This window comes from Xenophilus azovorans DSM 13620 (assembly GCF_000745855.1).
GTDB lineage: Bacteria > Pseudomonadota > Gammaproteobacteria > Burkholderiales > Burkholderiaceae_C > Xenophilus > Xenophilus azovorans.
The window spans coordinates 1-21,491 of the sequence record NZ_JQKD01000065.1; the positions used below are offsets into that span (position 1 = coordinate 1).

Here is a 21,491-nt window from a genome sequence, read left to right on the forward strand (position 1 = left end):
ATGACGGCGACGTGCCGATCTCGAACAACTGGGTGGAGAACCACATCAGACCGATCGCGCTGGGTAGATCGAACTGGCTGTTCGCCGGCAGCCTGCGCGCGGGCAAGCGGACGGCGGCGATCATGAGCCTACTGCACTCAGCACGCATCAACGGGCACGAGCCCTTTGCGTATCTCAAGGATGTGCTCGAGCGGCTGCCGACTCAACCGGCCAGCCGAGTTGAAGACCTGCTGCCACACCGCTGGAAGCCGTCTGCCTGAGCGCAATCACCGGCTACACGCTCGCCCGCTCGGGGGCAAGGTGACTTGGCCAGACGCATACGTTGATCCATCGCCGGGCGCCCTGGAAGACCAGAGAGGCGGTGGAGTTAGCGACCTTGGAGTGGGTGTCATGGTTCAACAACCATCGGCTGATGGCCCCGCTGGGCTACGTGCCGCCCGCCGAGTTCGAGACCACCTACTATCGCAATCTTGAGCAGCAGGCCACTCCGGCCTGACTCAAGCCAATCGGCCTCCGCGAAAGCCGGGGCGGTTCAACCCGAGCCGACGAACGACTTTGCAAATGCAAGAATGAATCTTCAATTTGCATGAATTGCGTAGATGCCCTGTGATTGGCTGGCGGCGGCTTCAGCATCTTCCGACGCGCTGAGCCTCTGGAATTTAGCGCCGGGCAGCCCTCGCGCCGAACCGGTGATCCAGGTTCCATTTCACCCGCAGCCCTTCCACCGGCTTGATCAGGACTTCATCGAAGACCTCCAGCTCCAATGTGTGACGATAGGCCGTGATCGCCACGAGGTAGGTGTTGCGGTTCACACCATCTATGAGGCGGATGCGCTGCGCGAGCTCAATGCCACCCACTTGCGGCAGGTCCAGGTCCAGAAAACAGGTTTCGTAGCGGTGCTGCGCCAACAGGCGCAGCGCCTCCTCGCCGGACGCCGCAACGTGGCAGGGATGCCCGTAGCCCTTGACCAATGCCGAGACCGAATCGGAGATGTCGGCCTGGTCGTCCACCACTAGCACCAAACCGTCGGACGTGCTGTCCGAGGGCACCTCGTCGGGGTCCTCGAAGACCACCGGAATGCTGACCTCGAAGCGGGTTCCTTCGCCAGGAGCGGACTGGACATCAAGCGTTCCTCCAAGATGATCCATCACCGTGCGAACGATCGCCAGGCCCAGGCCGGAGCCGTCATGACGAGGCCTCCACTCCTCGATGCGGAGCAAAGGCGTCTTCAGCCGCGCCATGGCGTCGGCGGGCAATCCCGGCCCCGTGTCGGCAACGATGACCCGGATCCGCCCCGACGCGATTTCAGAGGGCATCAAGGTCATCGACACCTCGCCCTCGCGCGTGTACTTGACCGCATTGCTCACCAGATTGGCCAGTACCTGGCTGATGCGCTGCACGTCCGCCCGCACGAAGACCGGCTCGTCCGGCACCTCGATGCGAAACCGCAATCCCCGCGAGCGCGCGGCATGCGCGGCCACGTTGCCCACGTCCTGCACCAGTTCCGTGGCCTCGAAGGACTCCGGCTGCATTTCCAGGCGTCCTGCCTCACCACGCGCGATGGTCAGCAGATCGCGCAACTGCACGCCCATCATGAGCGAGGCCCGGCGAATGCGCGCAACCGCGCTGCTGCGCTCGGACGGTGGCACCTCCATGCCCAGCAAGTCCACCGAGGAGACCACCACCTGCAGCGGCGAACGCAGCTCATGGCTGACCATGCTGAGGAACTGCGCCTTGGTGTTCATTTCCTCGCGCAGTTGTTCCCGGGCTGCTTTTTCGCCCGCCAGCGCCGCATTCAGCGCCGTCATGCGAGCGCGATCGCGGATCTGAGACAGCAGAATCCAGAAGAGCCACCCGTTGAAGACCGCCCAAAGCATCAGGCCCCAGAACAGCCGGTCGTTTTCGCGCGCGATCAGGTTCGAATAAAGATCATTGCGGCCGTCGATCTCGCGCTGGCGGGCGCTATTGGCAAAGCGTGAGGCGGCTGCTTCGGCGTCGGGGAAGAGCAGCAGTGCTTCGCGCGCATCCGCCGCCGTGAAAGGCTCGCGACGCATGATGAGCGCAAGATGCGTTTCGAAGCGCAAGAGCGCCGCCACGGTCGCGTCGTACGCCGCCAATCGCTGCAGGCGCTGCTGGATTTCCGAGGGTTCGCTCAGTAACCGTCCGCGGGAGACGAGCACGTCGGATCGAACACGCAGTTCGTCGACATCCGACGCCGTCAGGGGGTCGCCCTGGACAACCAGCGCAAGCAACTGCTCCCGCACCTTGCCCAATGCCAGCTGATACTGTGCAGCGGACCAATAGAAGCCTTCGGCTGGCTCATGCTCAGGCCATGCCGGGCTTGTCGGTCTCAGTACGAGGTAGAAGCCGATGAAGCTCAGGACGGGAAAGAAAAGCAGGACGCCGTAGTAGCGCCAGCGCTTGGGCCAACAGCGCAGCCATCGATCACCTTTGACACGCGTGTCGCCGTGGGGCGATGCGTCGACGGGTTCGCCAGCAGCCGCCACTTCGCGCCTCACCGGACGTCGATCCGGCAGACCTGCCAGACCATGCGGGCCGAGAACAGGGGCGAGCGCAATGCCGGATGGCTGTCGCGCGGATAGACGATGAAAAGCGGACCGAAGCGGTCCCGACTCATCTGCTGGCCGTTCTGCTTGTACGCCAGGATTGGATTGAACTGCACCATGTCCTCCCAGGGAATGCTCGCTGCGTAGTCGTTCAAGGCACGCACGTCCAGCCGCGTGCCGTTGGTGGCCACCAGCGCCACCACGTCCTTGAGAAAGGGCCCCTCGAATCGGCTTTCGGGCGTCCAGTCGGTGGCCGTCACGATGCTGTTCAACGGCAGGTCCAGCACCTGCTGCTGCGTGAGCAGCAACTCCTTCGGCGCGGCACTGCTCCCGCCAGACGCACCCTGACCGCGATCTCCGGCGGCGCCAAGCACCAGGAAAGCGTCCCGGTAGCACGGCCCCGCGAGGGCGGGAGCGGCCGCGGCCCAGGCCACCCAGCAAACGACTGACAAGATGAAGTGACGCAGCCTCATGGTGAACAACTTCTCTTCGGACCTGTGGGTCGAGCCTAACGCCTGGCGGCCGTTGGCGCTCGGACCTCCTGATGCACACGAACGGTCGAATTTCCGGCACGCCGCAACTGCGCCGCCAAGCGGTATTTGGCGCTGCGATCGACCTTGGCCTGCAACACGACACCCTCGTTGCGCGGGTCGCGCAACTCCAGCGCGGCGTACTTCTTGGGCTCCCGGCTCATCGCCGCCGCCAGCTTCGAAGCATCATCGGTGAAGAGCGTGATGTCACGCCGAGGCCGGGAGATGGCCACATAGAAGACCGCCCGATTGCTGGTCAGGCTCTTGGTGTTCGCCTCGACCAGCACGCGGTTCTTGGTGAGACCCTGCGCCGAATGGATGGTGCTCGCATAGCCGTGCTGCAGGTGAAGCGGCCGCCGGCGGTCAAGCCGGACGTCGCCCTTTGGGCCTTTGAGTGCCACGAAGCTCCTGTCCACCGTTGCCACCTCGTAGCGCTCGCCGTTGTAGATGCCGAGGGCCTTGTGGTTGGCCGTGACCCGCACCCAATCTCCCGGCGCCAGGTCCACGCAATCGCGCTCGTAGAGGCGCAGCATGTAGCTCTTCTCGGGATCGAAAGCCACCTGCTGCCCGTTCTCGCGCTGGACCGTGAGAAGGTTCGTGCGCACATCGTGCGACACCACCGTGAGTTGTTCGTCCTTGGCCAGCTGCTGCCCGTAGGTGCGCTGGGGCACCACGATCTGGCCAGTCTCGTAGCTTTGCGCCGAACGAAGCTCCGCGCGGGTCATGTCCACGTTGTGGAGCACCACCACCTGCTCGCCGTCGGGCAGCGCCAGCCCCTTGCGGACCAGCGCGTTGATGGCACGCCGCGCGTCGTTGGTGCCGGCCACGATTAGCGTTTCCCGCCGCTCGTGTTCCGGGAGCGAGACATAGGCGCGGGCCAGTTGCTCGTAGCGAATCTGATCGATCCTCACCTCGACCACGTGGGGCTCAAGAACCTGTACCGCCTTGGGCACCTCGTTGTTGGCCGCGTGGACCACGGCCGCCTTGATGACCTCGTTCTTCTGGCGCTTGATTTCCGTGAGGAAGGCCTTGGTCATGCCCGCGTCCTGTAGCTGCTCGAAGGGCTTGCCGGCCTCCACCGCATGGGTCTGCTTGCGGTCGCCGCTGAGAACCAGGCGTGCACCCTGCCGCTCGACGATGGCCATGAGCTTCTCCAGCTGGTGCGCCGGCACCACGCCGGCCTCGTCCAGGAACACGATGGACTTGGCGTCCAGCTCCTTTTGCCGCCTGGAGCTTTCCAGGAAGGAGGCCAATGTCCGGGATTCCATGCCCAGGGCCGCCAGCGCTTCGTTCTGCGAGGCGTAGGGCGCGAGACCCATCACGCGATAGCCCTGTCGCGCCGACAGGCGGGTGGTCTGCGCCTTGATGCCCTCCACCGCCTTGGCCAGCATGTGGCTCTTGCCGGTGCCGGCCAGGCCCTGGATGCCGACGAAGCGATCGCGCGCGGTGAGCACCATGCGCACCGCGTCGCGCTGGCCGCGGTTGAGGTCGCTCGCCGCGAGCATGGCGTCCACGGTGTCGGCGGTGGCCACCGGTGCAACCGCGCCCCGGCCGGCTTTCTCGATGCCCAGGATACGGTTCTCGCTGCGTCGGGCCTGTGGCGTGGCAAAACGCGGCTCCGAGGGCACCAGCGCGCCGCGCTCGATCGCGGCGTCGACCGAGGCCTCGGCCTGGGCCTGCGACTGCCCGCGCGTGGCCATCGTCAGGGCGATCCAGGACGCACGGGTCAGCTTCTCGAAGTCATCGTGGCCCTTGAACTGGCTGGCTTTCGGGTCGCGCGCGAGTTCGCCGGCACTGATGTTCAGGGACCGGGCCGTCTGGTAGAGCGCCAATTCAGGCAGCAAGCGGCCGTCTGTCCGCGCCGCCTCCAAGGCGCTGCGCACTTCCTGGGTGGTGCTGCGGGTTGCAGCCCACCCATAGGCGACTTCCAGCAACTCGGCCCGCGAGAAGATCCCCTGGCGCTCCGCCAGGTGCGCGATGGCGAAGTTGACGGCATCGTCAGCCGCGTGGCGCGACGCTCCGGAGGCGGCAGGCGCCTCGTCACCGAACCCGAAACGGCCCCTCCACGACCGCGCGCGTTGCGCGTCGTCCTGCATCTGTCCCTGTGCTCGGAGGTCCAGCCCTGCCTCGCGCGCGGTCTGCCGCCAATGCTCGCGCAACCACGCCCGGTCGCTCTCGGTCTTCTTGCGGCGGCTGGCCAACGTGACCACCTGCTTCTGCGCGGTGGTGGCGGTCTCTCGGGCCTGGCCTCGCGCGGCGAGCAGGGTCTCGATCTCGCGGCTGCGCTGGCTGAAGTGGCGGATCACGGCGTCGGAGACATGGGCGAGCTCCCAGCCGCCCTTGCGCGTTTCCCGCAGCTCGAAGCCCAGCTTCTTGAGTTCCTCCGCGAGCGTGGCGCGGTAGAAGGCGCCCACCATCTTCACGTTGCGCAGCATGTCCTCGTTCGACAGCGCCCGCCACTGGCCGTCCGAGCGCCGCGTCATGTTCATCACGATGGCATGGGTGTGCAGCTGGGGGTCCTGCGCTCTCGACAGTTCATGCCGGAAGGTCGCCACCACGAGGTTGCCGGTGCGCTCACGGAAGGACTTACCCTGCTCTTTCCTGCGGGTCGCAGCGAACTCCTGCATCAACTCCAGGCTCTTCTTCACCGCCGCGTCGTGCGCGGCGACGATGCGAGCGTCCTCCTGCACCAGCGCCTGGATGCTCACGGACTTCGGCGCGCTGAAGGTGAAATCGATGCCCTTGCGGTCCTGGCTGCCGCGGGTCTTGGCCGTGCGCAGCTGCCGGCCGTCCGGCAGCCGACCCTCCAGCAGGTTCTGGAAGACCTCCCGCTCGACCCCCTGGGCACCCTGCAGGCCCAGCTCCGCCACGCCGGCACCGATCCAGTCCCCGCGATGGCCCTCCTTGCCGTAGTAGTCGTCCGAGGATTCGAAGTAGTGCCCGGCCCGGGTGGCGTCGGCGACGAACTTGAAAGAGAGCATGCCTGTGCCGTCCTTGAAGGTTCAAGGTGCCGGGGACAAAGCCTGGGCGGCGGCCGCGGCTCGCGTCGTCGCAGCGCCGGCACCGGTCTGCGTGGCAAAGCCTGCTGTCGCGCCCGCCGAGAACAGCAGGTTCTCCTGCTGCGGCCGGTCATTGAAGCCCTCGGCCATGAGCATCGGCTCGACCACGACCGGGCGCTTCCTGTACCGCAGCGACACCCGGGCCATGGGGTAGCTGCCCGCCAGCTTCACGTAGCCCGTGAGGTTGCGCAGCAAATGGAACTCGGCCGGCGAGACCAGCCGCTCTGTGTCCTGGCGCAGCGAGGGCGTCCCCGCCCCGCCCGCGGCGCGCCTGTACGGGCTGGGCGCGCGGCGCAGGACGGTGTGTTCGCCGAGCCCGCGCGAGAACTCCTCGGCCGTGTAGGTGTCCAGTTCGCCGATGCCGCACAGGAACGAGCTTCGAAAGCAGTTGCGAAGCGTCAGCGCATCGTCCTTGCCGTAGATGTCGTTCAGCTGCGCCAGGGACTGGACGCCCGCCATGATCCTGAGGCCCTTCTTGCGGCCCTTGGTCGCGGCGTCGATCAGGTAGTTGAGCTTTTCCAGGGAGTCGAGCTCGTCGCACACCAGGTGGATGCGGCGGTCCGCGTCCTCCGCCATCGACAGCACGCTCGCGCAGGTCACATCTGTCCAGCAGGAGATCAGGGGTTTGAGCGCCTGCAGCATGTCCTCGCGCCAGGTGATCCACAGGCTCCCCCGGCCGGTGTCGAGCCAATCCCGGAAGGAGAAGTCGCCCGAGGGCAGGTACTTGTGAGGGGTGATGTACTGGGTCAGGACCGTACGGATGCTCGCCAGCGTGTCCGGCGCGCCGTGGAAGCATCCTGCCGCCGGCGTGCCGGCGAGCAGTGCCTTGAGTTCGTCGTTGCTGGCGGTGGTCAGCCAGTAGACCAGGCGCTCGGTCGTGCCCGCGCCCTGGCGCAGCAGCACCGTGAGGGTCTCGCTCACGATGGTGCGGCCCATGCTGTTCCAGGTCTCCTGCTCGGTGGAAGGGCTGCGCGGGATCAGGCTGATCGCGTACTGCTCGCAGTCGAAGCTGGTGCGGATCTCGTTGAAGATGCTCCAGCCCTGGCTGCGCCGATCGAAGGGATTCAGGATCATGTCGCCGGGCTGGTAGAAGTAGCGCATGGAGGCGCCGTCGGGATCGACGCAGATGACGCGGTCCCGGCGCTGCACGGCGCTGTCCACGTAGTCGCTGATGCACACGCTCTTGCCGGTGCCGGTGGAGCCGCCCACGAAGAACTGGGTGTTCTCGACTTCGCGCGGCACCGGCATGCCGGCGAAGCGAAGTTGCTGCGTGCCGCCCCGCTTGCGGGTGGAAGCGGCCAACAGGGTCTGGCTCACCATGCGCGGGCCGCGCAGACGGGTCACGAAGACCGAGCCGCCGAAGTGATTGGCGTAGCGCTTGACGCCGACGATGAAGACCGCGACGCCCAGCACGAAACCCAGCGCAGGACCAATCCAGAGCACCGGCAGGAACGGGGTCTGCTTCGCGGCGTACAAGAGGCCCTTGGCAAAGAGCGGCCCAGGCAGACGGTAGTACAGGGCCACGTTGGCGATCCAGCCGGCAACGACGGCCGCGATCACACCGAGGGCCAGCCACGAGCGCAGTGTGTTGTCGGGCGTGCGGTGATTGACGTACATGACAGCGGTGCTCCTCAGCGATCCTTGAGGTAGCGCTCGATGGCGGTGAACTCCAGCACCTGGTCGGCCTGCGCGCGGATGCTCTCACCCACCGACTTGCGCACCATGACGTACAGGCCGCACAGAATGCTGAGCATCATGTCGACGTTCTGCGGATCGTTCAGCCGCTCGCCAGGCTCGGCATGCAGTTCGCGCAGACGCTCGACACCGGCTTCGATGCGGCCCATGTCGCGGCGGATGTCCTGCAGCACGTCCACCTGCAGGCGAACCGCGTCGAAGTAGACGCGCTTGATGTGCGTGCTCAACGCGACGTCCTCCGACGCGGCGAACGACCGCTCCAGGCTCGCAGCTTCCTCGTCGTTGAAGCGGATCGGAACGTAGCGGCCCATGTGTTACGCCACCGCGGCCATCGCCCCAGTGAAGAGCGATCTCGAAGTAACACGCGCCGGATCCTCTGTAACACAGCGGAAGCCAGCATCCATGCGGCCTGGCCGGCACCTTGTAGGTGCGTATGGTGTATGCCCCCTTAGGCGGGTCGGGAGGGGCCCGAACCCCACCTCAGACACCCCTTTCGCGGCGTCAACGGCTCGGTCGAGCCGCAGGATCGACCGAGGGCGTGACAACAGGCCGAAGGCACAAAGGCCGATCTGTACCCCGCATGCACTCAGTCCGTACTCCAGCTGCACCCTTTCCACGGAGCGACGCCGCATCTCGCGTACCCGATCCGTACCCCGGATGTACCCCATCCGTATCCCAAAGAGACAATTCAACGAATCATTCGGCGCCGTCACGGGCCAGAATGTACGCGCCAATGATTCGTTTGACTATCCATCGTGGTTGAAGACAGCCCGCTCGATCTCATCCGGCAACGCACCGCGCTGCTGGTCGCCCAGCAGTTGCGAAGCCATGCGCTGGTCATTGCGCGCCTGGCAGACCTGATCCAGCAGGCCGTGCGCTGGGGCCATCCGCACCGCGCCATCCACGACGCCATGACCGCCGGCGGCCTGGCGGTCAGTTGGAACACCTACCGCGTCTCCCTCCGGCGCGCCCGGTCACGGGACGGAAAGACCCAGACGGATCCGGCCGCCGGGGCGCCGTCGGGCGCGGCGCGGCTCTCTGGGGCGCCGCAAGTAGAGGTCTGCGCGTTGCGCGCGGCCCCGGAGCCGGTGCAAGGCAGCGGCACGTCGTCCACCACCGACATGCTCGCCGCACTTGAACGCGCGCGGGTCACGGCCTCCAAGGACTACGCGCGCATCGCGCGCGAGGACTACCGCCGGCGGGGCCGCGCCATCGCATCAACCGCCACCCCGTCCCGCAAGGATCCCTCATGAAGATCTGTGTCCTGAACCTCTCCGGCAATGTCGGCAAGAGCACCCTGGCCGTGCACCTGCTGGCCGCCTTCATGCCCGGTGCACGCATCCTGAGTGTGGAGTCCCTCAACGCCAGCGCCGCCAACGACGTGGCAGGCCTGGACGTGGAGGAACTGAGCGCCAGCCGCTTCAAGGACATCTTCCGCGAGCTCATGATGGCCGACGAGGTCATCGTGGACGTGGGCGCCTCCAACGTGGCCGCCTTCATGAGCGAGATGCAGCGCTTCAGGAGCGCCGTCGGCGAATTCGACCTCGTGCTCGTGCCCACGGTGCCGGCCGACAAGCAGCAGCGCGACACCATCGCCACCATCGACTGGCTGCACGGCCTGGGATTGGACGGGCGCCGGGTGCGGGTGGTCTTCAACCAGTACGCGACCGACGCGGCCGAGCCCGTCGAGATCGTCTATGCGCAGGTGCTCGGCTATGCCGCTGCCGACGGCCAGGGCAAGGCGGTCTTCGCGCCGCACGCGGTGATCGACCGCAACGAGGCTTACGAGATGGCCAAGGAACTGGGCCGCACGGTGCGCGAACTGGCCGAGGGCGCCACCGACTGGAAGGCAGAGCGCCAGGCGGCCAAGCGCAGCGGCGACATGGAGGCGCTGGAGCGCGCCATGACCGGACAGATGACGCATGACCTGGCCGTGACGGCGCAGCGCAACCTCGCGCGCGTGCATGCGATGCTGTTCCCGCAGGAAGCGGCGGGCAAGCACGCGCGCGAGGACGTCCCGGAGACGGCCACCGCCGAGGCCGTGGCGCCGAGGCGGCGCGCATGAATGCAGTCAGCGTGCAGCATGCGGCGCTGCGCATCCTGCTGGAGGATGTCGATCCCTTGATCCAGCGCGCCGAGGAAGCGGCGGCGACGCTGACGAAGGTGCGCGAGGAACTGGACGCCGACCTGGAGACGCTCGGCCGCCTGGTACAGCAGTCGGTCGATGCGCAGCCCCTCCTGCTGGAGGCCGGACGCAAGCTCGCCGCATCGGCCGCGCGGATCGAGACCGCGATGCAGGGCAGCGCCCTGCCCTCGCGGGTGGACAGCGGCGCGATGGGCGCGGCGGGCCGCAGGCCTGCCCGCATCTGGCGCGCCTGCGCGATCAGCGCGGCGGTGACGGCGGTCCTGCTCGCCGGCGTGCTGTGGCTTGGCATGCGCGACGTGCTGGAACAGGCCCGGCTCGGCCGCGCGCTGACGTCGGCGTGGCCCTCGCTCGATGCGGCCACACGCACGAAGCTGCATGGGTTGCTCGGCCGGTCGTGACGGCTGAACGTCGAACACCGGTGTGCCGCGCGTCATGACAGGCGGACCGGCGAGGCAGACTCGCCGGCCCGGCGGCGCGCGAGGTGTTGCCGATCATGATTCCTTCTCGGGCCAGTCGACCCGCGCGAAGTGGTACGCGTCCGGCAGCTGCTCGTGGTCCCCGCTGATCTCCAGGTACTGGCAGCCGTGCTCGATGGCCAACGCCATCAGCTTGTTCAGCGGCATCCAGACCTCGGGCTGCTCCTGCGCGAGGCGGCGGATCGCCGCCTCGTTGTCGCGCCACAGCAGGATGGTCCACCCGTCCTCGTGCAGTCGCACCGAGAGAAATTCCGAGCCCGCATGGATGTTCGCGTAGATTTCGCCCCGGCGCTGCTCGGCGTCGATCCGCTGGGCGCAGCCTTCCCACGGCAGGTGCGCCGAAGACACCCGCAGCGTCCGCGCGATGAATGCCGCGCCCAAGGCCGGGCGGGGCGGCTCCGTGAGCCGGTCGTGGAACCACACGGCATGGGTGACCGTAGATATGCCGTGCCCGCACGGCGGACCGATCAGCCCCTTGCCTTCCGGGTCATATCCATGTTCGCGGGCCAGCCGCCGGAGCACGGGATAGCACTCCTCCAGCGGCGTGCGGTGGTCGCGCAGAAGCTGCATGTAGAGGCCGCCGGGGCCGTTGTGCGGGTGAACCACCTTCGGCCCCTCGGTGATCTGGAAGCCCTCGCTCATGCCTCGCTCCCGACAGCCGAGCCCTGCGCGGCCTCGCCCTGCACGTCCAGCGTACGCAGCGCCTCGGGCAGCCAGCGCGTGCCTTCCAGCCGGGCCGCGCAGTACCGGACGGCTTCTTCCCGGCGCATGCCGGACACGGCGTGCGTGCAGTCCTGGCCCGTGGCTTCACGCACCGCCGCGACGGCCTCGCGCCGGCTGACATGCCGCAGGTAGTTGTCGGCGGTCGGCGTCCACCAGTCCGCCATGTCCAGGCTGAACGCCCGCGCGATGACGTCGCCCAGGTCGCCCAGGTCGCTGCGGCGCTCGCCCTCCGACACCGCCGTGATGCAGCGGGCCGTGCAGTAGGCCAGCAGCGACAGCAGCGCCTCCTGATCGAGGTCGAGCAGCCAGTGAAAGAGGGCTTCCGAAGTGGCGGGCAGGCACGCGCTCCATTCGGCGTGGGCGCTCGCGAGCAGCCATCCCGCCGGGGAGTTCTCATAGTCCGTCGCGTCGGCCGACAGCGCATCGTCCGTGGTCGGCCGGATGTGCACCTTCACCACGTCATTGCCCGGCCCGTGCCGCTCGAAGAGAGATTCGAGCATGCGGTGCGCCAGGATCGCCAGCGCGCCCTGCGTGCTTTGCATCACCATCGCCTGCAGGGCGGCGGTGCGATGGGCGCTCAGGTCGCGCAGGAGGCGCGGGTCGCCCGCTTCCCGCCGAGGCGCCCCGCCAGATGCCGGCCGCCCGCCGCGCCGGAACACACCCCGGTGCACGATCACCTCGCCGGCCGCATCGACACAGACCACCGCGCCCAGGCGGTCCATCTGCTCGGGTGTCCATGCCCGCAGGGCGTCTTCTGCCGCTTCCATGCGCTCCTGCACGTCATCGATGGCGCTGCACAGGTACTGCTCCTGCGAGCAGTAGACCGCGCTGTGCGGATCGCGCTCGGCCTCGTTGGCGTCGTAGGCCGCGATCAGCCGCTCGCGCTCGGCTTCCAGCCGGGCCAGCACGACGAGTTCGTCGGCCGAGGGCTCCCGCCGTGTCATCGGCTCCGTGCCGTAGCGGCGCAGGTCCAGGGCGAGGCGTCCGTGCTCGCATGCCACCCAGCCCCAGCCCTCGGCGCGCACCTCTTCGGCCAGCGCGTCCTCGCCGGGTTCGCTATCCCAGGGAGGAACTTGCGAGTCGGTGGTTGCATCGATCGAAACAGTGGACATGGCCATCTCCTTGCGGGTTGAACATCGGACGAATGCGCCCAGAAAAGAAGCGAAGGCCGGATTCCTAGATTCAGAGCCCCTCGGGATGAGGGTTCCGGCATCGCGCCGGCCGGCGGGTCGGTGGCCGGCCGCCGTCTTTCCTGAGTTCTTCGCCCGGCGACCCACGGCGACCGCGGGGACGGGGGAGCAAGGGGGAAGCATTCGTAACGCGCCAGCGTTATGAACACCCCTTGCAGGCGCAGCCGGTCCGCCGGCGCCGCGGTCGCACCGTCACCGACAAGGTGAAGGACGCAGGAAAGACGGCACCCCAAGTCGCTACGGCTCAGGGCGATCCGTGAACCGCCGCGCGGCGAGCGCCTGCACCTGCCGCAGGCAGGTCTGATCAAGGGCTGTTCAGGACGAAGTCCCGGGAGCCGCAGGCCCCCCGCGTCAGGGGTCCGGAAGGCGGCCGCAGGCCGTCCTCGCAGGGGATGAGCGCGCCTGCGCGAACCTGCAGGGGCCCGGCCCCGGCGAAGCCGGGGAGACGCCCGAAGGACATCGGCACACCCGCCTGCGACGCCAGAGCCCCCCACCTAGAATTTGGCCCAAAGACACGGCCACGAGACGAGACAGCCTGCCGCCATGGCGATGCCATGCCCCGAGCACGCCATGCGCATTCGCCAGCAAGGCCGTCCACCAACGCAGATGCCCTTCCCCCAACCCAGCCTCCTGACCCAGGTGTCCGCCGCGCACCTGGTCAGCCACCTGCACATCATGGCGCTGCCGGCCCTGCTGCCGGTGCTGCCCGGCGTGCTGGGCGTGGGCTTCGTGGAACTGGGCCTGGCCCTGAGCGTGTTCAACATCGTCTCGGCCCTGGTGCAGGCGCCGCTGGGCTTCGCCGTCGACCGTTTCGGCGCACGGCGCGTGCTCATGGCCGGGCTGCTGCTCGGCAGCGCCGCCTTCGCTTCGCTGGCCGTCTTCGGCGGCTACCCCTGGCTGCTGGTGGCCATGGCGCTGGCGGGCTTGGCCAACGGCGTGTACCACCCCGCCGACTACGCCCTGCTGTCCGCCGGCATCGAGGGCAAGCGCATGGGACGCGCCTTCTCCATCCACACCTTCTGCGGCTTCCTCGGCGGCGCCATGGCGCCAGGCCTGCTGATGGGCATCGCGTCGCTGGGCGGGGTGCGCTGGGCCTTCGCCACCACCGCGCTGGCGGGCCTGGCGGCCTGGCTTCTGCTGCGCATCGGCCCGGCCCACGAAGCGCAGGCCATGCGCAAGCGCCCGGCCACTGCGCCCGCCAAGCCGTCCACGGCCTCGCCGGCGCGGCCTCTGGGCGTGCTCACCCCGGCCATCGCCATGCTGACGGTGCTGTACGTGCTGCTGAGCCTGAGCACCGGCTCCATCGAGAAGTTTTCCGTGTCGGCGCTGGTGGGCGGCTACGGCATCGGCCTGTCCTGGGCCAACACGGCGGTGACGGCCTTCCTCTTCGCCAGCGCCTTCGGCGTGCTGGCCGGCGGGGCCCTGGCCGACCGCACCCGGCGCCACGGGCTGGTGGCCGCCAGCGCCTTCGGCGCGGCCGCGGTCCTGGCGGCGCTGGTCGCCTGGGGCCATCTGCCGGCGTGGGCGCTGGTGCTGTGCCTGGGCATGACGGGTTTCCTGACCGGCGTGATCGCGCCCTCGCGCGACATGCTGGTGCGCGCCGCGGCGCCTGAGGGTGCGCAGGGCCGCGCCTTCGGCATCGTGTCCACCGGCTTCAACATCGGCGGCGCCCTGGGCCCGGTGCTGTTCGGCTGGCTGCTCGACCAAGGCCGCTTCAGCGGCATCTTCTGGGCCGCGACGGTCTTCATGACGCTGACGGTGGGCCTGACCCTGCTGCAGGAGCGTCGCCTGGCGCAACGGCGCATGACGACGCTGGGCGGCCGCACGGCCGGCGCAGCGTGACCGGCTGGTTTGCGGGGGCCGAACGTCTGGCCATGCCGGCGCGCGGCGACCTCGGCCTACGGATCTGCAGCTTGCGCCTGACGCGCGTGCCGCCTCAGCCAGTCGTTGAGTGCCGGCCTGCCGCCGTCGAACGCATCCAACCGATGGCTCGCGTCCAGCGCCTGGGGAGCGCCGAATGCCATCAGGCGTTCCAGGGAGGCCGCCGCGAGAACAGGTCCTTCAAGCCAGCGTTGCCGTGCGCGGGCCGGTCCAACAGCGACAGCAGCGCCTGAGACTGGCTGGCGGATGCCAGGAACAGCCGCTGATCGAGCAAGATCTGCTCGGCCGCCTGATAGGCGCTGTCGAGGATGAAATCGGTCATCGACTTGTTGGAGGCCTCGGCCGCGCGGCGCAGCACAGCTTCCTGTTGCGGCGTTGCGCGCAGCCCCAGGCGTGAAGAGCGGGTGGTCATGGTGGTCTCTTTCATCAAAGTAATGACCAGAATTGCTACGACGATCAGGAGAGAGCGCCCCTCGGGCGGGTTGCGCCCAGCCCCCCGCGGGGAACAAGAAAACATAGGACGGGCCGGCGTTTGCTTGAAAGGGCTTTCAACTGCCCACCCAGTTCTCCATTCGCAAGCCGGGTACGCGCTGGAATTCGCGCAGGTTGTTCGTGACCAGCGTGGCGCCCAGAGCCAGCGCATGGCCAGCGATCAGCAGATCCAGCGCTCCGATGGGCGTGCCCTTGCGCTCGAGTTCGCTGCGAAGCGAGCCGTAGCAACGCATCGCCGCTTCTTCGAAGGGCAGGATATCCAGCGGCGCCAGGAATTTGTCCAGCGCCGCCTGGTTGCGCAGCGATCCACTCTTGGCCACGCCGAAGGCCAGTTCGGCACCAGTGATGCTGGAGATGGCAACCTCGCCGGCACGCAGGCCGTCGAAGTGGGTGAAAACCTCGGGCGGGCGGCGATTGATGATGTAGATGCAGGTGTTGGTATCGAGCAGGAAGCGCGTCTCGGTCATTGCGGCCAGTCCTCGCGCCGCTGCTGCTCGGGTTGCTCGCGCTCCAACTCGAAGCCTGGCTCGAATTCGTCCAGCGCATCGCGCATCAACTGCCACGGCGCGTCGACCGGCAGCAGCAGGACGCCGTTGCCGAAGCGGCGGGCAGTGACTTCCTCCCCCTCGAAGCGCAGCGCCTTGGGCAGGCGTACGGCCTGGCTACGGCCGGACATGAAGAGTTTTGCGGCGATTGCCATGGTCGGCTCCCCTGGGTGATTGAAGATGGTAGTTACCAATGATATCCACCATCCGGAATCATGTCAACGAAGGGCCTGGGCCATGAAAGACAGCTTCCGCCAATGAACGGAACTGCCTTGCGCTGCGCGCTCAGGGCGAGGCGCCACAAATGCACGGAAATAGAGATCACCCAGCATCGCCGGATGCTGAGTCGGCGACACGCTGGAGGTCGAGCGCGATCTCTCGCCATAGGGTGCGCGCACGATGACGCACGTCGCGCCCACGTTGGAAGCCAAAGGGCCGGTCGGCCGGCGCCGCTGCAACCTCCCGCACGAGCGCCGCCAGCTGCGGCGCGAAGCGCATCAGCAGCACGGCCTGCTCGAAGGGCAGCGGCGGCCCGTCATCCAGCCCGGTCGGCAAAGCGGGCCGATGGACCTCGGCAATGTTGTGCAGCCGGGCATCGAAGATCAGCGCCCAGGAGTGGTCGCTGCTCAATCCGCAACGCCAGGCCGGTATTCCGGCCCCCGGCCGGCCGAAGGCCGGCGGGTGGCCGGCTGTCATGCCGAGACACCTTGCTTGCGCATCTCCGCGCCGATGATCCGGTCGCGCTCCTCGCGCTGCGCTTCGCTCAGCTGCGCGCTGAGCCGGTTCAGCGCTTCGGCCATCGCGAAGGCGCGCGCGATCTCGCTGCGGTAGGCCTGCAGGGCCCGGATTTCCTGGCTGACGATCAGCCGCCAGGTCAGCAGGCCGATCTCGCCCCAGGTGGGCGTCATGTCGGTGGTCCTCATCACAACTCCTTGTGCTGTCGGTTCAGGCGCCCGCGCTCAGGTGCGGATCACCAGCAAGGCCGCGCGCACCTGCGTGCCCACGCTCGCGAAGCTGCCCTCCGGAAGCGGCTCGTACTCGCCGAGCGCTAGCAACTGCTCACGCTGGCGGGGACCGTCGGCGCACAGGGCCACCAATCGCCCGCCAACCGCCAGGAACTCGCGCGCATGCCGGATGTGCGCGATGTCGGCGCCGTCCGCAAAGGGCGGGTTCATCAGGATCACGTCGAACAGGCCCAGGTCCTCGGGCGTGCAGGCGAGGAAGTCGCCGCCGATCACGCGCTGTGCGAGCCCCTCGTGGATCAGGGAATCGCGAAGCGCCAGGTTCAATTCCACCGCCACCACGTCGCAGACGGTCTGTCGCAACGTGCCGATGGGTGCCCGCTCCTGGATCACGCCCGGCAAGGCGCGCAGGAGGTTGCCGCTGCCGGCGCTGGGTTCCAACACACGCTCGCCAAGACGCGGCGCCGCCAGGGCCACCATGCGCTCGGCCAAAAGCATCGGGGCCGGAAAGAGCTGCGGCGCGCTCACCACCTTGACGCCGCCGGCGTGCAGCGTCCGGCGCATGGCTTCGATGGACCCGGCCCCTCGGGCTGCGTCGCAGCGCAAGGCGGGTCGCCGGCCGGCGAGGCCGGCGCAGGCGCCGCAGGCACAGGTTCCGGCACGCTCGCCCGGGGCTGCGTCGCCTCGCCCACCTGGGGCGGCTGCACGACCTTGGCGTCCGTGATGAACACCGAGCGCAAGGCACCACCGTGCACGATCACCCGGACGCGGTGCAGGCCGTGCCCGGACAGGTCGGCGTTCTCGATGTTGCGCGGACCGCCGCCCTCGTAGCGGGCGCCCTGCCCCACCTCGCGCGTGCCCTTGTAGTCCTTGTGCGCGCGGTCCCAATCGGCCTTGCTCATGTCCACGGCACCCGCATGCGCATAGTTCGCCAGCGGCGGCAGCTTGCGTGCGGCCTTCACCGCCGCCGCCTGTGCATCGCTCGGCGGCCGATAGGCCTGGACCTCCTCGATGCCGCGCACCCGCACATAGCGGGCATTCGTGGTGACGCTCACGGCCTTGCCGGCCTTCTTGTTGACTCGAACCACCGTCAGCCAGACGTCGCCGATCCGCACCTGCCCGCCCACCTGGATCTCCTGCGCCTCGGCCACCAGGCCGCCGCCCTCCTCCAGCATGGCCCGCTCGTAGGCGATCCGGTGTTCGTAGTGCGCGATCCAGGGCTGCTGGTGCGCGATCCTTGATTCGTGGAAACGGATCGCCAGCGCCACCACGTCCGCCAACGGCTTCGGGTCGTCGCGGGTGAGCAGGTCGTAAGCCGACGTGCCCCAGGCCTTCCCCTTCTCGACCACGCGCACGCTGTCGCGCCCCGCGATGGCGAGGGCCTGCTCCTGCGTCAGGCCGGGCGTGCGCCACAGCCGAAGGAAGGCCTGCGCCTCCTCCACGATGCGGTGGCTCTTGCGCAGGTCGGCCTCGATGCCCTTCAGGCGCCGGTACCGCACGGCCGGCTGCTGCTTGTAGTCGGCATGGTCCTTGGCCGCCCGGGCCCGGCGCTCCCAGTAGTCGCGCGTGTCCCAGAGCCTGACAGCCCGACGCATGCCGCCCTGGATCCGCTCGGCATCCCTGCGGGCGCGCCGCTCGCTGTGGTGGCCGATGAGGATCGGCTGGCCCAGGGGAATGTGCTCGGTGATGGCCTCCACCTCCCGGCGCGCGGCCTCGGCTTCCTGCCCCCGGCGCTCGCTGTAGCCCTCGAAGCGGTCCGCGCGGTCCTCGGCGCGTTCCAGGAGGCTGCGGTCCTCGTCCCCGATCTCGCCGCACACCGCTTTCAGCAGCGCCGCGCGCGCGGGCGTCCACATCGGCGCGACGAACAGACCCTGCTTCGCGGCCCACGAAAAGCCCGCCGCCTTGACCCGCTCGTAGTCGGGGCGGCTCAGCCGCGCGAAGGGATACAGGCGCAGCTTGTTGTCTTCGGGCGAATAGGTCGCGGTGCCGAGGAACGCCTGCGCCCGATCCTCTGCGTCCTCGTCGCGGCCTTCGGCCGCCTCCGTGGAATCTTCCCCCTGGACTTCCGGAGCACCTGCTCCTGGGTGAGCCTCGGGGGGTGCGGGAGGAACGCCCGCGTCGATCGTGTCGTCTTCGGTGCGTGGTGTCGGATCGCTCATGATGTGCCCTTTCAGGTGGTTGGAAAAAACGCTGCTCCTCGGAGCCGCCTCGACGCGTTCCGGGGCGAGGAGCGGCCCGGCCGCAAGGGCGCGCCCGCAGGCCGCAGCCGAACGCAGTGAGGACCGGGCGAGGCGCGCGGGCAGCGCCTTCACCCTTGCGGCAGGGCCGGCCGCAGCCCGCGTCGAACAGAGGCGGGCCGAGGGGCAGTGCATCGGCCAGGCACCGAACGCCAGGGCGCATGGAGCGATCGGGCCGAAGGACACGCACAGAAGACGGCGCGCGCCAGGACGAACGAAGAACGTCTTGGCGGTACTCGGCGACAGCCCCTTCGGGGGCGGGCGGCGCTGAACAGGGTCATCGGGATTCGCCGGCGCCGGTCCACGTCTTGGCGGCGCAGCCGCGAGGGGCCGTGGCCGGCGCCGAAATCACGTCGGCCACGGCCCGCACGGCATCGCGGCGCGTCGCAGACGCAAAGACGCAAAGGAGTGAGGGAGGCCGCCGGCGGGCAGCGACCTCCTGGCCGAAGACCCGGCCCCGGCTCAGGTCACGATGCGGCCCGCGCGCCGCGCATCGCGCGCGTAGTGGCTCAGCGGCTTGTCCGCGCGAAAGCCCCGGTCGTATTCCAACGGCATCTCGCCGCCGCGGCGGATCTCCTCCAGCTCGTCCAGGCTGACGAAGCCCATCTCGGGAAAGCCCAGGTCCGCCAGGCCGAAGGCCATGGACGGCGAGCCGGGATCCACGAAGGTCAGCAGCCAGGTCGCGCCCGAGCCCGGGACGAAGAGCTTGACGACCGGATGCGGATCGAAGAGTTCGCCGCGCGCCTCGTGATGCCGCGCCATCCGGCCGTTGGCCAGCAGCAGCTCGAACTGCTCGTCGGTGATGAAGGGAAACGGGGAAGACGCAAGAGACGCGGTGGACGTCGTGGCCATGTGAGACTCCTGAACGGTGGCAGGGCGGGATTGCCCTGACCGTGTCGGGTCACGCGGCAGCGCAGCGGTCAAGCCTCGAAGACGGCCGCCAGGCCGCAAGCGTCAGGCCCTGCCTGGCGTGCCGGGCTTGACGGCGAGAACCGCGTGGCACGATGAAGGTCACAGCAAGCCAGCCCCACCCCCCACACCTCCGGGCCCGCACGAGGCGAAGCGAGTCGGGCACGGGCCAGCACGGGCGGCTCTCGGGGCCGCGATCTGCCGGGGGGGGTCCGATCACTGCCGCACCGCTCGCCACGCAAGACACGCCAGGGGCCCGCCTGTTCGCTCAGTAACGTTTGGAAGAACGCCAGCAGGCTTTGCGCCCGCGCCACTCGCGACGCTTGCAGCGCCCAAGGCCATCGGGGCCGATGGCTTTCCCGGTTGCCGCGGAGCGCATAGAAAGCAGGTTTGCACACTCATGGGAGCCCGAACATGGTCACCGCAGTTCACAGGGGACATGAAGCCGTTGCGGCGCCGCAGACGATCAAGGTGTGGGGACATAGCCTCGGACTGCGGATCCCTGCCCGCCTGGCGCGCGCGGCACGCATCCAAAGCGGCACACCGGTGGTGGTGCAGCTCGTGGACGAGGGCCTGCTGATACGCAGGGTCGGCGCCCCCAAGCGCACGCTGGAAGATCGACTGGCGGCCTACGACTCCGACAAGCACGGCGGCCAGTTTGCCGGTGACGGTCTGGTCGGCCCTGAGCGTTTCTGATGGCGGCGGTTCCATCGACCTGGAGATGCCCCACCTGACGTCCGCAGCGAAGCGCGCAGGCGGTCAAGAGCAGATTCGAGCACTCGCGGTGAACCGTCGTGGGGCCACGGAACGCGACAGGGACGTCCTTGTACTACGATGTACACAACCCAGCACGATGACCGTTGCCCGTATGTCCACCACCATGACCATCCGACTCGAAGAGGACGTCAAGTTGCGCCTGGACCGGCTCGCCGACTCAACCCAGCGCAGCAAGTCGTTTCTCGCCGCGGAGGCCATCCGGGCTTTTGTCGAAAACAACGAATGGCAAGTTGCCGAGATCCGGGCTGCACTGGAGGAAGCCGACGCTGGAGACTTCGCCTCCGAGGACGAGCTTGCGGCGATGGCCGACAAATGGAAGGTGAATGCGCATTAGATGGCTGCGCAAGGCGCTGCTCAACTTGGACGAGGAGGCCAGCGACATCGCGCAGGATGATCCCAGGGCCGCGCAACTCGTTCTACAGCGTGTGCTCGACAGTGTCGCCAAGCTGGCCGAGCAGACCGGTCTTGGCCGTCCGGGACGGGTTCCTGGCACCCGCGAGCTGATTGGCTTGAAGACACGCTACCTCGTGCCGTACCGCGTGCGAGGCCAGACGATCGAGATCCTGCGCGTGTTCACAGTTCAAGGCGCCAGCCGTCACGCTGGTAGGCGTAGCGCATCCGTTATCTCCTTCTGAACTCGCAGATGGACGAGATCAAGGGGCTGCGACTGCGCAGGCCGACACGGCCGCAACGATCCGCCGGGCCGGCCTGTCAAGCGCCATCCAGATCTGGCCCCCTGACGACATTGAGTTCTGCCCCCCGGTTGATGATCAGTTCGTTGTCGCTTCGGTATTCGCGCTGGCCTGGTTAACCAGGCCAGCGCGGCGCTTCGTTCTGAGGCGGTAGCTGTCGCCGCGGATCGTGATCACGTGGCTGTGGTGCAGCAGCCGGTCCAGGATCGCTGTGGCGACCACCGCATCACCGAACACGCCACCCCACTCGGCCACCGAGCGGTTGCTGGTCACCAGCATCGAGCCGCGCTCATAGCGGCGGCTGACCAACTGGAATGTCGGCGCCGGTTGAACTTTGACCCACCCTGCCGGTTGAACTTTGACCCGGGGATGGAAGCCGGCCTCGTGGTTGCCGACTGTGGATAACTGTAGCTGTTTCCTCCTTTCTTGCTTTGCTTGATGTTCGGTCTTAGAGGGCGCGCAGGGCGAAGCCCGCAGCGCCTTGTCCCTTCGCAGCGTTGATCAGGCGAGGTCTGCCGGTGGCGCCTTGGCCTCCTTGCGCTCCTGCTCGCGAGCCCTGATACGTTTCTTCGAGTTGGCCGTGGCATGCGTGATGCGGTAGCTGTCATTG

General features: G+C 68.1%; 24 protein-coding genes and 1 pseudogene. 9 read left to right on the forward strand and 16 right to left on the reverse strand.

Annotated elements, in window-relative coordinates:
• Together Q392_RS32225 and Q392_RS32985 are read left to right on the forward strand one after the other, a co-directional pair.
• Positions 1–260, forward strand: a 260-nt coding sequence (locus tag Q392_RS32225; protein ID WP_157008172.1) for a transposase domain-containing protein, incomplete at its 5' end; no start/stop codon positions are given.
• Between the two features lie 62 nt (positions 261–322).
• Positions 323–496 (forward strand): annotated as a pseudogene (locus Q392_RS32985) (IS3 family transposase); the annotation flags it as partial.
• A gap of 163 nt (positions 497–659) precedes the next feature.
• Here Q392_RS32985 and Q392_RS23570 read toward each other — a convergent pair.
• The 5 genes from Q392_RS23570 to Q392_RS23590 are packed head-to-tail and all read right to left on the reverse strand — an operon-like array spanning position 660 to position 8,162.
• Positions 660–2,519, reverse strand: coding sequence for a hybrid sensor histidine kinase/response regulator (locus Q392_RS23570; protein ID WP_157008174.1), 1,860 nt, complete (start codon positions 2,517–2,519; stop codon positions 660–662).
• Entirely contained in the window at positions 2,516–3,040 is a 525-nt protein-coding gene (locus tag Q392_RS23575) for a putative pterin-binding protein (RefSeq protein ID WP_157008176.1), read from the reverse strand. The genes Q392_RS23570 and Q392_RS23575 overlap by 4 nt, the downstream gene beginning before the upstream one ends.
• 35 nt (positions 3,041–3,075) lie before the next feature.
• The gene (mobF, locus tag Q392_RS23580) at positions 3,076–6,078 is read right to left on the reverse strand and encodes a MobF family relaxase (RefSeq protein ID WP_051953897.1); all 3,003 of its coding nucleotides are present in this window, start codon (positions 6,076–6,078) and stop codon (positions 3,076–3,078) included.
• A 21-nt stretch (positions 6,079–6,099) separates the two neighbouring features.
• The gene (locus Q392_RS23585; protein ID WP_051953898.1) at positions 6,100–7,773 is read right to left on the reverse strand and encodes a type IV secretion system DNA-binding domain-containing protein; all 1,674 of its coding nucleotides are present in this window, start codon (positions 7,771–7,773) and stop codon (positions 6,100–6,102) included.
• A 14-nt stretch (positions 7,774–7,787) separates the two neighbouring features.
• Positions 7,788–8,162 carry a hypothetical protein gene (locus Q392_RS23590; protein ID WP_038213365.1) on the reverse strand — a complete coding sequence of 125 codons (375 nt, stop codon included), beginning with the start codon at positions 8,160–8,162 and terminating at the stop codon, positions 7,788–7,790.
• Between the two features lie 444 nt (positions 8,163–8,606).
• On the opposite strand from Q392_RS23590, the gene Q392_RS23595 reads away from it, so the two are divergent.
• The 3 genes from Q392_RS23595 to Q392_RS23605 are packed head-to-tail and all read left to right on the forward strand — an operon-like array spanning position 8,607 to position 10,395.
• Positions 8,607–9,104 (forward strand): hypothetical protein, encoded by a 498-nt coding sequence (locus Q392_RS23595; protein WP_038213366.1) that lies wholly within the window; start codon positions 8,607–8,609, stop codon positions 9,102–9,104.
• Positions 9,101–9,916 (forward strand): StbB family protein, encoded by an 816-nt coding sequence (gene stbB, locus Q392_RS23600; RefSeq protein WP_051953899.1) that lies wholly within the window; start codon positions 9,101–9,103, stop codon positions 9,914–9,916. Before Q392_RS23595 ends, stbB begins: the two co-directional genes overlap by 4 nt.
• Entirely contained in the window at positions 9,913–10,395 is a 483-nt protein-coding gene (locus tag Q392_RS23605) for a hypothetical protein (protein ID WP_038213367.1), read from the forward strand. The genes stbB and Q392_RS23605 overlap by 4 nt, the downstream gene beginning before the upstream one ends.
• 93 nt (positions 10,396–10,488) lie before the next feature.
• On the opposite strand, the gene Q392_RS23610 is transcribed toward Q392_RS23605, so the two are convergent.
• Both Q392_RS23610 and Q392_RS23615 read right to left on the reverse strand, forming a co-directional pair.
• Positions 10,489–11,115, reverse strand: coding sequence for a hypothetical protein (locus tag Q392_RS23610; RefSeq protein ID WP_038213368.1), 627 nt, complete (start codon positions 11,113–11,115; stop codon positions 10,489–10,491).
• On the reverse strand, positions 11,112–12,308 hold the full coding sequence (locus tag Q392_RS23615; RefSeq protein ID WP_157008178.1) for a hypothetical protein: 1,197 nt from the start codon (positions 12,306–12,308) through the stop codon (positions 11,112–11,114). The genes Q392_RS23610 and Q392_RS23615 overlap by 4 nt, the downstream gene beginning before the upstream one ends.
• Positions 12,309–12,992: 684 nt before the next feature.
• Between Q392_RS23615 and Q392_RS23620 the strand changes: the two genes are divergently transcribed.
• The gene (locus Q392_RS23620; protein ID WP_038213370.1) at positions 12,993–14,228 is read left to right on the forward strand and encodes an MFS transporter; all 1,236 of its coding nucleotides are present in this window, start codon (positions 12,993–12,995) and stop codon (positions 14,226–14,228) included.
• Between the two features lie 181 nt (positions 14,229–14,409).
• Here Q392_RS23620 and Q392_RS23625 read toward each other — a convergent pair whose 3' ends face one another.
• The 8 genes from Q392_RS23625 to Q392_RS23660 form a co-directional block, all read right to left on the reverse strand.
• Positions 14,410–14,679: a type II toxin-antitoxin system TacA family antitoxin gene (locus tag Q392_RS23625; protein ID WP_211260283.1), complete on the reverse strand. Its 270-nt coding sequence runs from the start codon at positions 14,677–14,679 to the stop codon at positions 14,410–14,412.
• 136 nt (positions 14,680–14,815) lie between these two features.
• Entirely contained in the window at positions 14,816–15,226 is a 411-nt protein-coding gene (gene vapC, locus Q392_RS23630; RefSeq protein WP_038213372.1) for a type II toxin-antitoxin system tRNA(fMet)-specific endonuclease VapC, read from the reverse strand.
• Positions 15,223–15,459 carry an antitoxin gene (locus Q392_RS23635; protein ID WP_038213375.1) on the reverse strand — a complete coding sequence of 79 codons (237 nt, stop codon included), beginning with the start codon at positions 15,457–15,459 and terminating at the stop codon, positions 15,223–15,225. Before Q392_RS23635 ends, vapC begins: the two co-directional genes overlap by 4 nt.
• Before the next feature lie 166 nt (positions 15,460–15,625).
• Positions 15,626–15,934, reverse strand: coding sequence for a hypothetical protein (locus Q392_RS23640; RefSeq protein ID WP_038213376.1), 309 nt, complete (start codon positions 15,932–15,934; stop codon positions 15,626–15,628).
• Positions 15,935–15,996: 62 nt separating this feature from the next.
• Positions 15,997–16,227: a hypothetical protein gene (locus tag Q392_RS23645; protein WP_051953900.1), complete on the reverse strand. Its 231-nt coding sequence runs from the start codon at positions 16,225–16,227 to the stop codon at positions 15,997–15,999.
• 36 nt (positions 16,228–16,263) lie between these two features.
• Positions 16,264–16,830 (reverse strand): methyltransferase, encoded by a 567-nt coding sequence (locus Q392_RS33950; protein ID WP_038213378.1) that lies wholly within the window; start codon positions 16,828–16,830, stop codon positions 16,264–16,266.
• Positions 16,791–18,425 carry a DUF3560 domain-containing protein gene (locus Q392_RS31455; protein ID WP_245610792.1) on the reverse strand — a complete coding sequence of 545 codons (1,635 nt, stop codon included), beginning with the start codon at positions 18,423–18,425 and terminating at the stop codon, positions 16,791–16,793. The genes Q392_RS33950 and Q392_RS31455 overlap by 40 nt, the downstream gene beginning before the upstream one ends.
• Before the next feature lie 540 nt (positions 18,426–18,965).
• Positions 18,966–19,355 (reverse strand): DUF2958 domain-containing protein, encoded by a 390-nt coding sequence (locus tag Q392_RS23660; protein ID WP_051953901.1) that lies wholly within the window; start codon positions 19,353–19,355, stop codon positions 18,966–18,968.
• A gap of 471 nt (positions 19,356–19,826) precedes the next feature.
• Here Q392_RS23660 and Q392_RS32990 point away from each other — a divergent pair, with 471 nt between their 5' ends.
• The 3 genes from Q392_RS32990 (at position 19,827) to Q392_RS23675 (ending at position 20,824) form a co-directional block, all read left to right on the forward strand.
• The gene (locus Q392_RS32990) at positions 19,827–20,108 is read left to right on the forward strand and encodes an AbrB/MazE/SpoVT family DNA-binding domain-containing protein (protein ID WP_157008180.1); all 282 of its coding nucleotides are present in this window, start codon (positions 19,827–19,829) and stop codon (positions 20,106–20,108) included.
• A gap of 172 nt (positions 20,109–20,280) precedes the next feature.
• Complete coding sequence (locus tag Q392_RS23670; protein ID WP_038213390.1) at positions 20,281–20,523, forward strand: CopG family ribbon-helix-helix protein; 243 nt, start codon at positions 20,281–20,283, stop codon at positions 20,521–20,523.
• On the forward strand, positions 20,513–20,824 hold the full coding sequence (locus tag Q392_RS23675) for a type II toxin-antitoxin system RelE/ParE family toxin (protein ID WP_211260284.1): 312 nt from the start codon (positions 20,513–20,515) through the stop codon (positions 20,822–20,824). Before Q392_RS23670 ends, Q392_RS23675 begins: the two co-directional genes overlap by 11 nt.
• A 135-nt stretch (positions 20,825–20,959) precedes the next feature.
• On the opposite strand, the gene Q392_RS32995 is transcribed toward Q392_RS23675, so the two are convergent.
• Positions 20,960–21,190: an ATP-binding protein gene (locus tag Q392_RS32995; RefSeq protein WP_211260285.1), complete on the reverse strand. Its 231-nt coding sequence runs from the start codon at positions 21,188–21,190 to the stop codon at positions 20,960–20,962.
• Positions 21,191–21,491 lie beyond the last annotated feature (301 nt).

Bases quoted from the DNA above. Each gene is read 5' to 3' on its own strand.
- Q392_RS23605 (WP_038213367.1), top strand. From the start codon at position 9,913: ATGAATGCAGTCAGCGTGCAGCATGCGGCGCTGCGCATCCTGCTGGAG.
- Q392_RS23590 (WP_038213365.1), bottom strand. From the start codon at position 8,162: ATGGGCCGCTACGTTCCGATCCGCTTCAACGACGAGGAAGCTGCGAGC.
- Q392_RS23615 (WP_157008178.1), bottom strand. From the start codon at position 12,308: ATGTCCACTGTTTCGATCGATGCAACCACCGACTCGCAAGTTCCTCCC.
- Q392_RS23575 (WP_157008176.1), bottom strand. From the start codon at position 3,040: ATGAGGCTGCGTCACTTCATCTTGTCAGTCGTTTGCTGGGTGGCCTGG.
- Q392_RS31455 (WP_245610792.1), bottom strand. From the start codon at position 18,425: ATGAGCGATCCGACACCACGCACCGAAGACGACACGATCGACGCGGGC.
- Q392_RS23620 (WP_038213370.1), top strand. From the start codon at position 12,993: ATGCCCTTCCCCCAACCCAGCCTCCTGACCCAGGTGTCCGCCGCGCAC.
- vapC (WP_038213372.1), bottom strand. From the start codon at position 15,226: ATGACCGAGACGCGCTTCCTGCTCGATACCAACACCTGCATCTACATC.
- Q392_RS23610 (WP_038213368.1), bottom strand. From the start codon at position 11,115: ATGAGCGAGGGCTTCCAGATCACCGAGGGGCCGAAGGTGGTTCACCCG.
- Q392_RS23660 (WP_051953901.1), bottom strand. From the start codon at position 19,355: ATGGCCACGACGTCCACCGCGTCTCTTGCGTCTTCCCCGTTTCCCTTC.
- mobF (WP_051953897.1), bottom strand. From the start codon at position 6,078: ATGCTCTCTTTCAAGTTCGTCGCCGACGCCACCCGGGCCGGGCACTAC.
- Q392_RS33950 (WP_038213378.1), bottom strand. From the start codon at position 16,830: ATGCGCCGGACGCTGCACGCCGGCGGCGTCAAGGTGGTGAGCGCGCCG.
- Q392_RS23585 (WP_051953898.1), bottom strand. From the start codon at position 7,773: ATGTACGTCAATCACCGCACGCCCGACAACACACTGCGCTCGTGGCTG.
- Q392_RS23675 (WP_211260284.1), top strand. From the start codon at position 20,513: ATGCGCATTAGATGGCTGCGCAAGGCGCTGCTCAACTTGGACGAGGAG.
- stbB (WP_051953899.1), top strand. From the start codon at position 9,101: ATGAAGATCTGTGTCCTGAACCTCTCCGGCAATGTCGGCAAGAGCACC.
- Q392_RS23635 (WP_038213375.1), bottom strand. From the start codon at position 15,459: ATGGCAATCGCCGCAAAACTCTTCATGTCCGGCCGTAGCCAGGCCGTA.
- Q392_RS23625 (WP_211260283.1), bottom strand. From the start codon at position 14,679: ATGACCACCCGCTCTTCACGCCTGGGGCTGCGCGCAACGCCGCAACAG.
- Q392_RS32990 (WP_157008180.1), top strand. From the start codon at position 19,827: ATGGTCACCGCAGTTCACAGGGGACATGAAGCCGTTGCGGCGCCGCAG.
- Q392_RS23670 (WP_038213390.1), top strand. From the start codon at position 20,281: ATGTCCACCACCATGACCATCCGACTCGAAGAGGACGTCAAGTTGCGC.
- Q392_RS23645 (WP_051953900.1), bottom strand. From the start codon at position 16,227: ATGAGGACCACCGACATGACGCCCACCTGGGGCGAGATCGGCCTGCTG.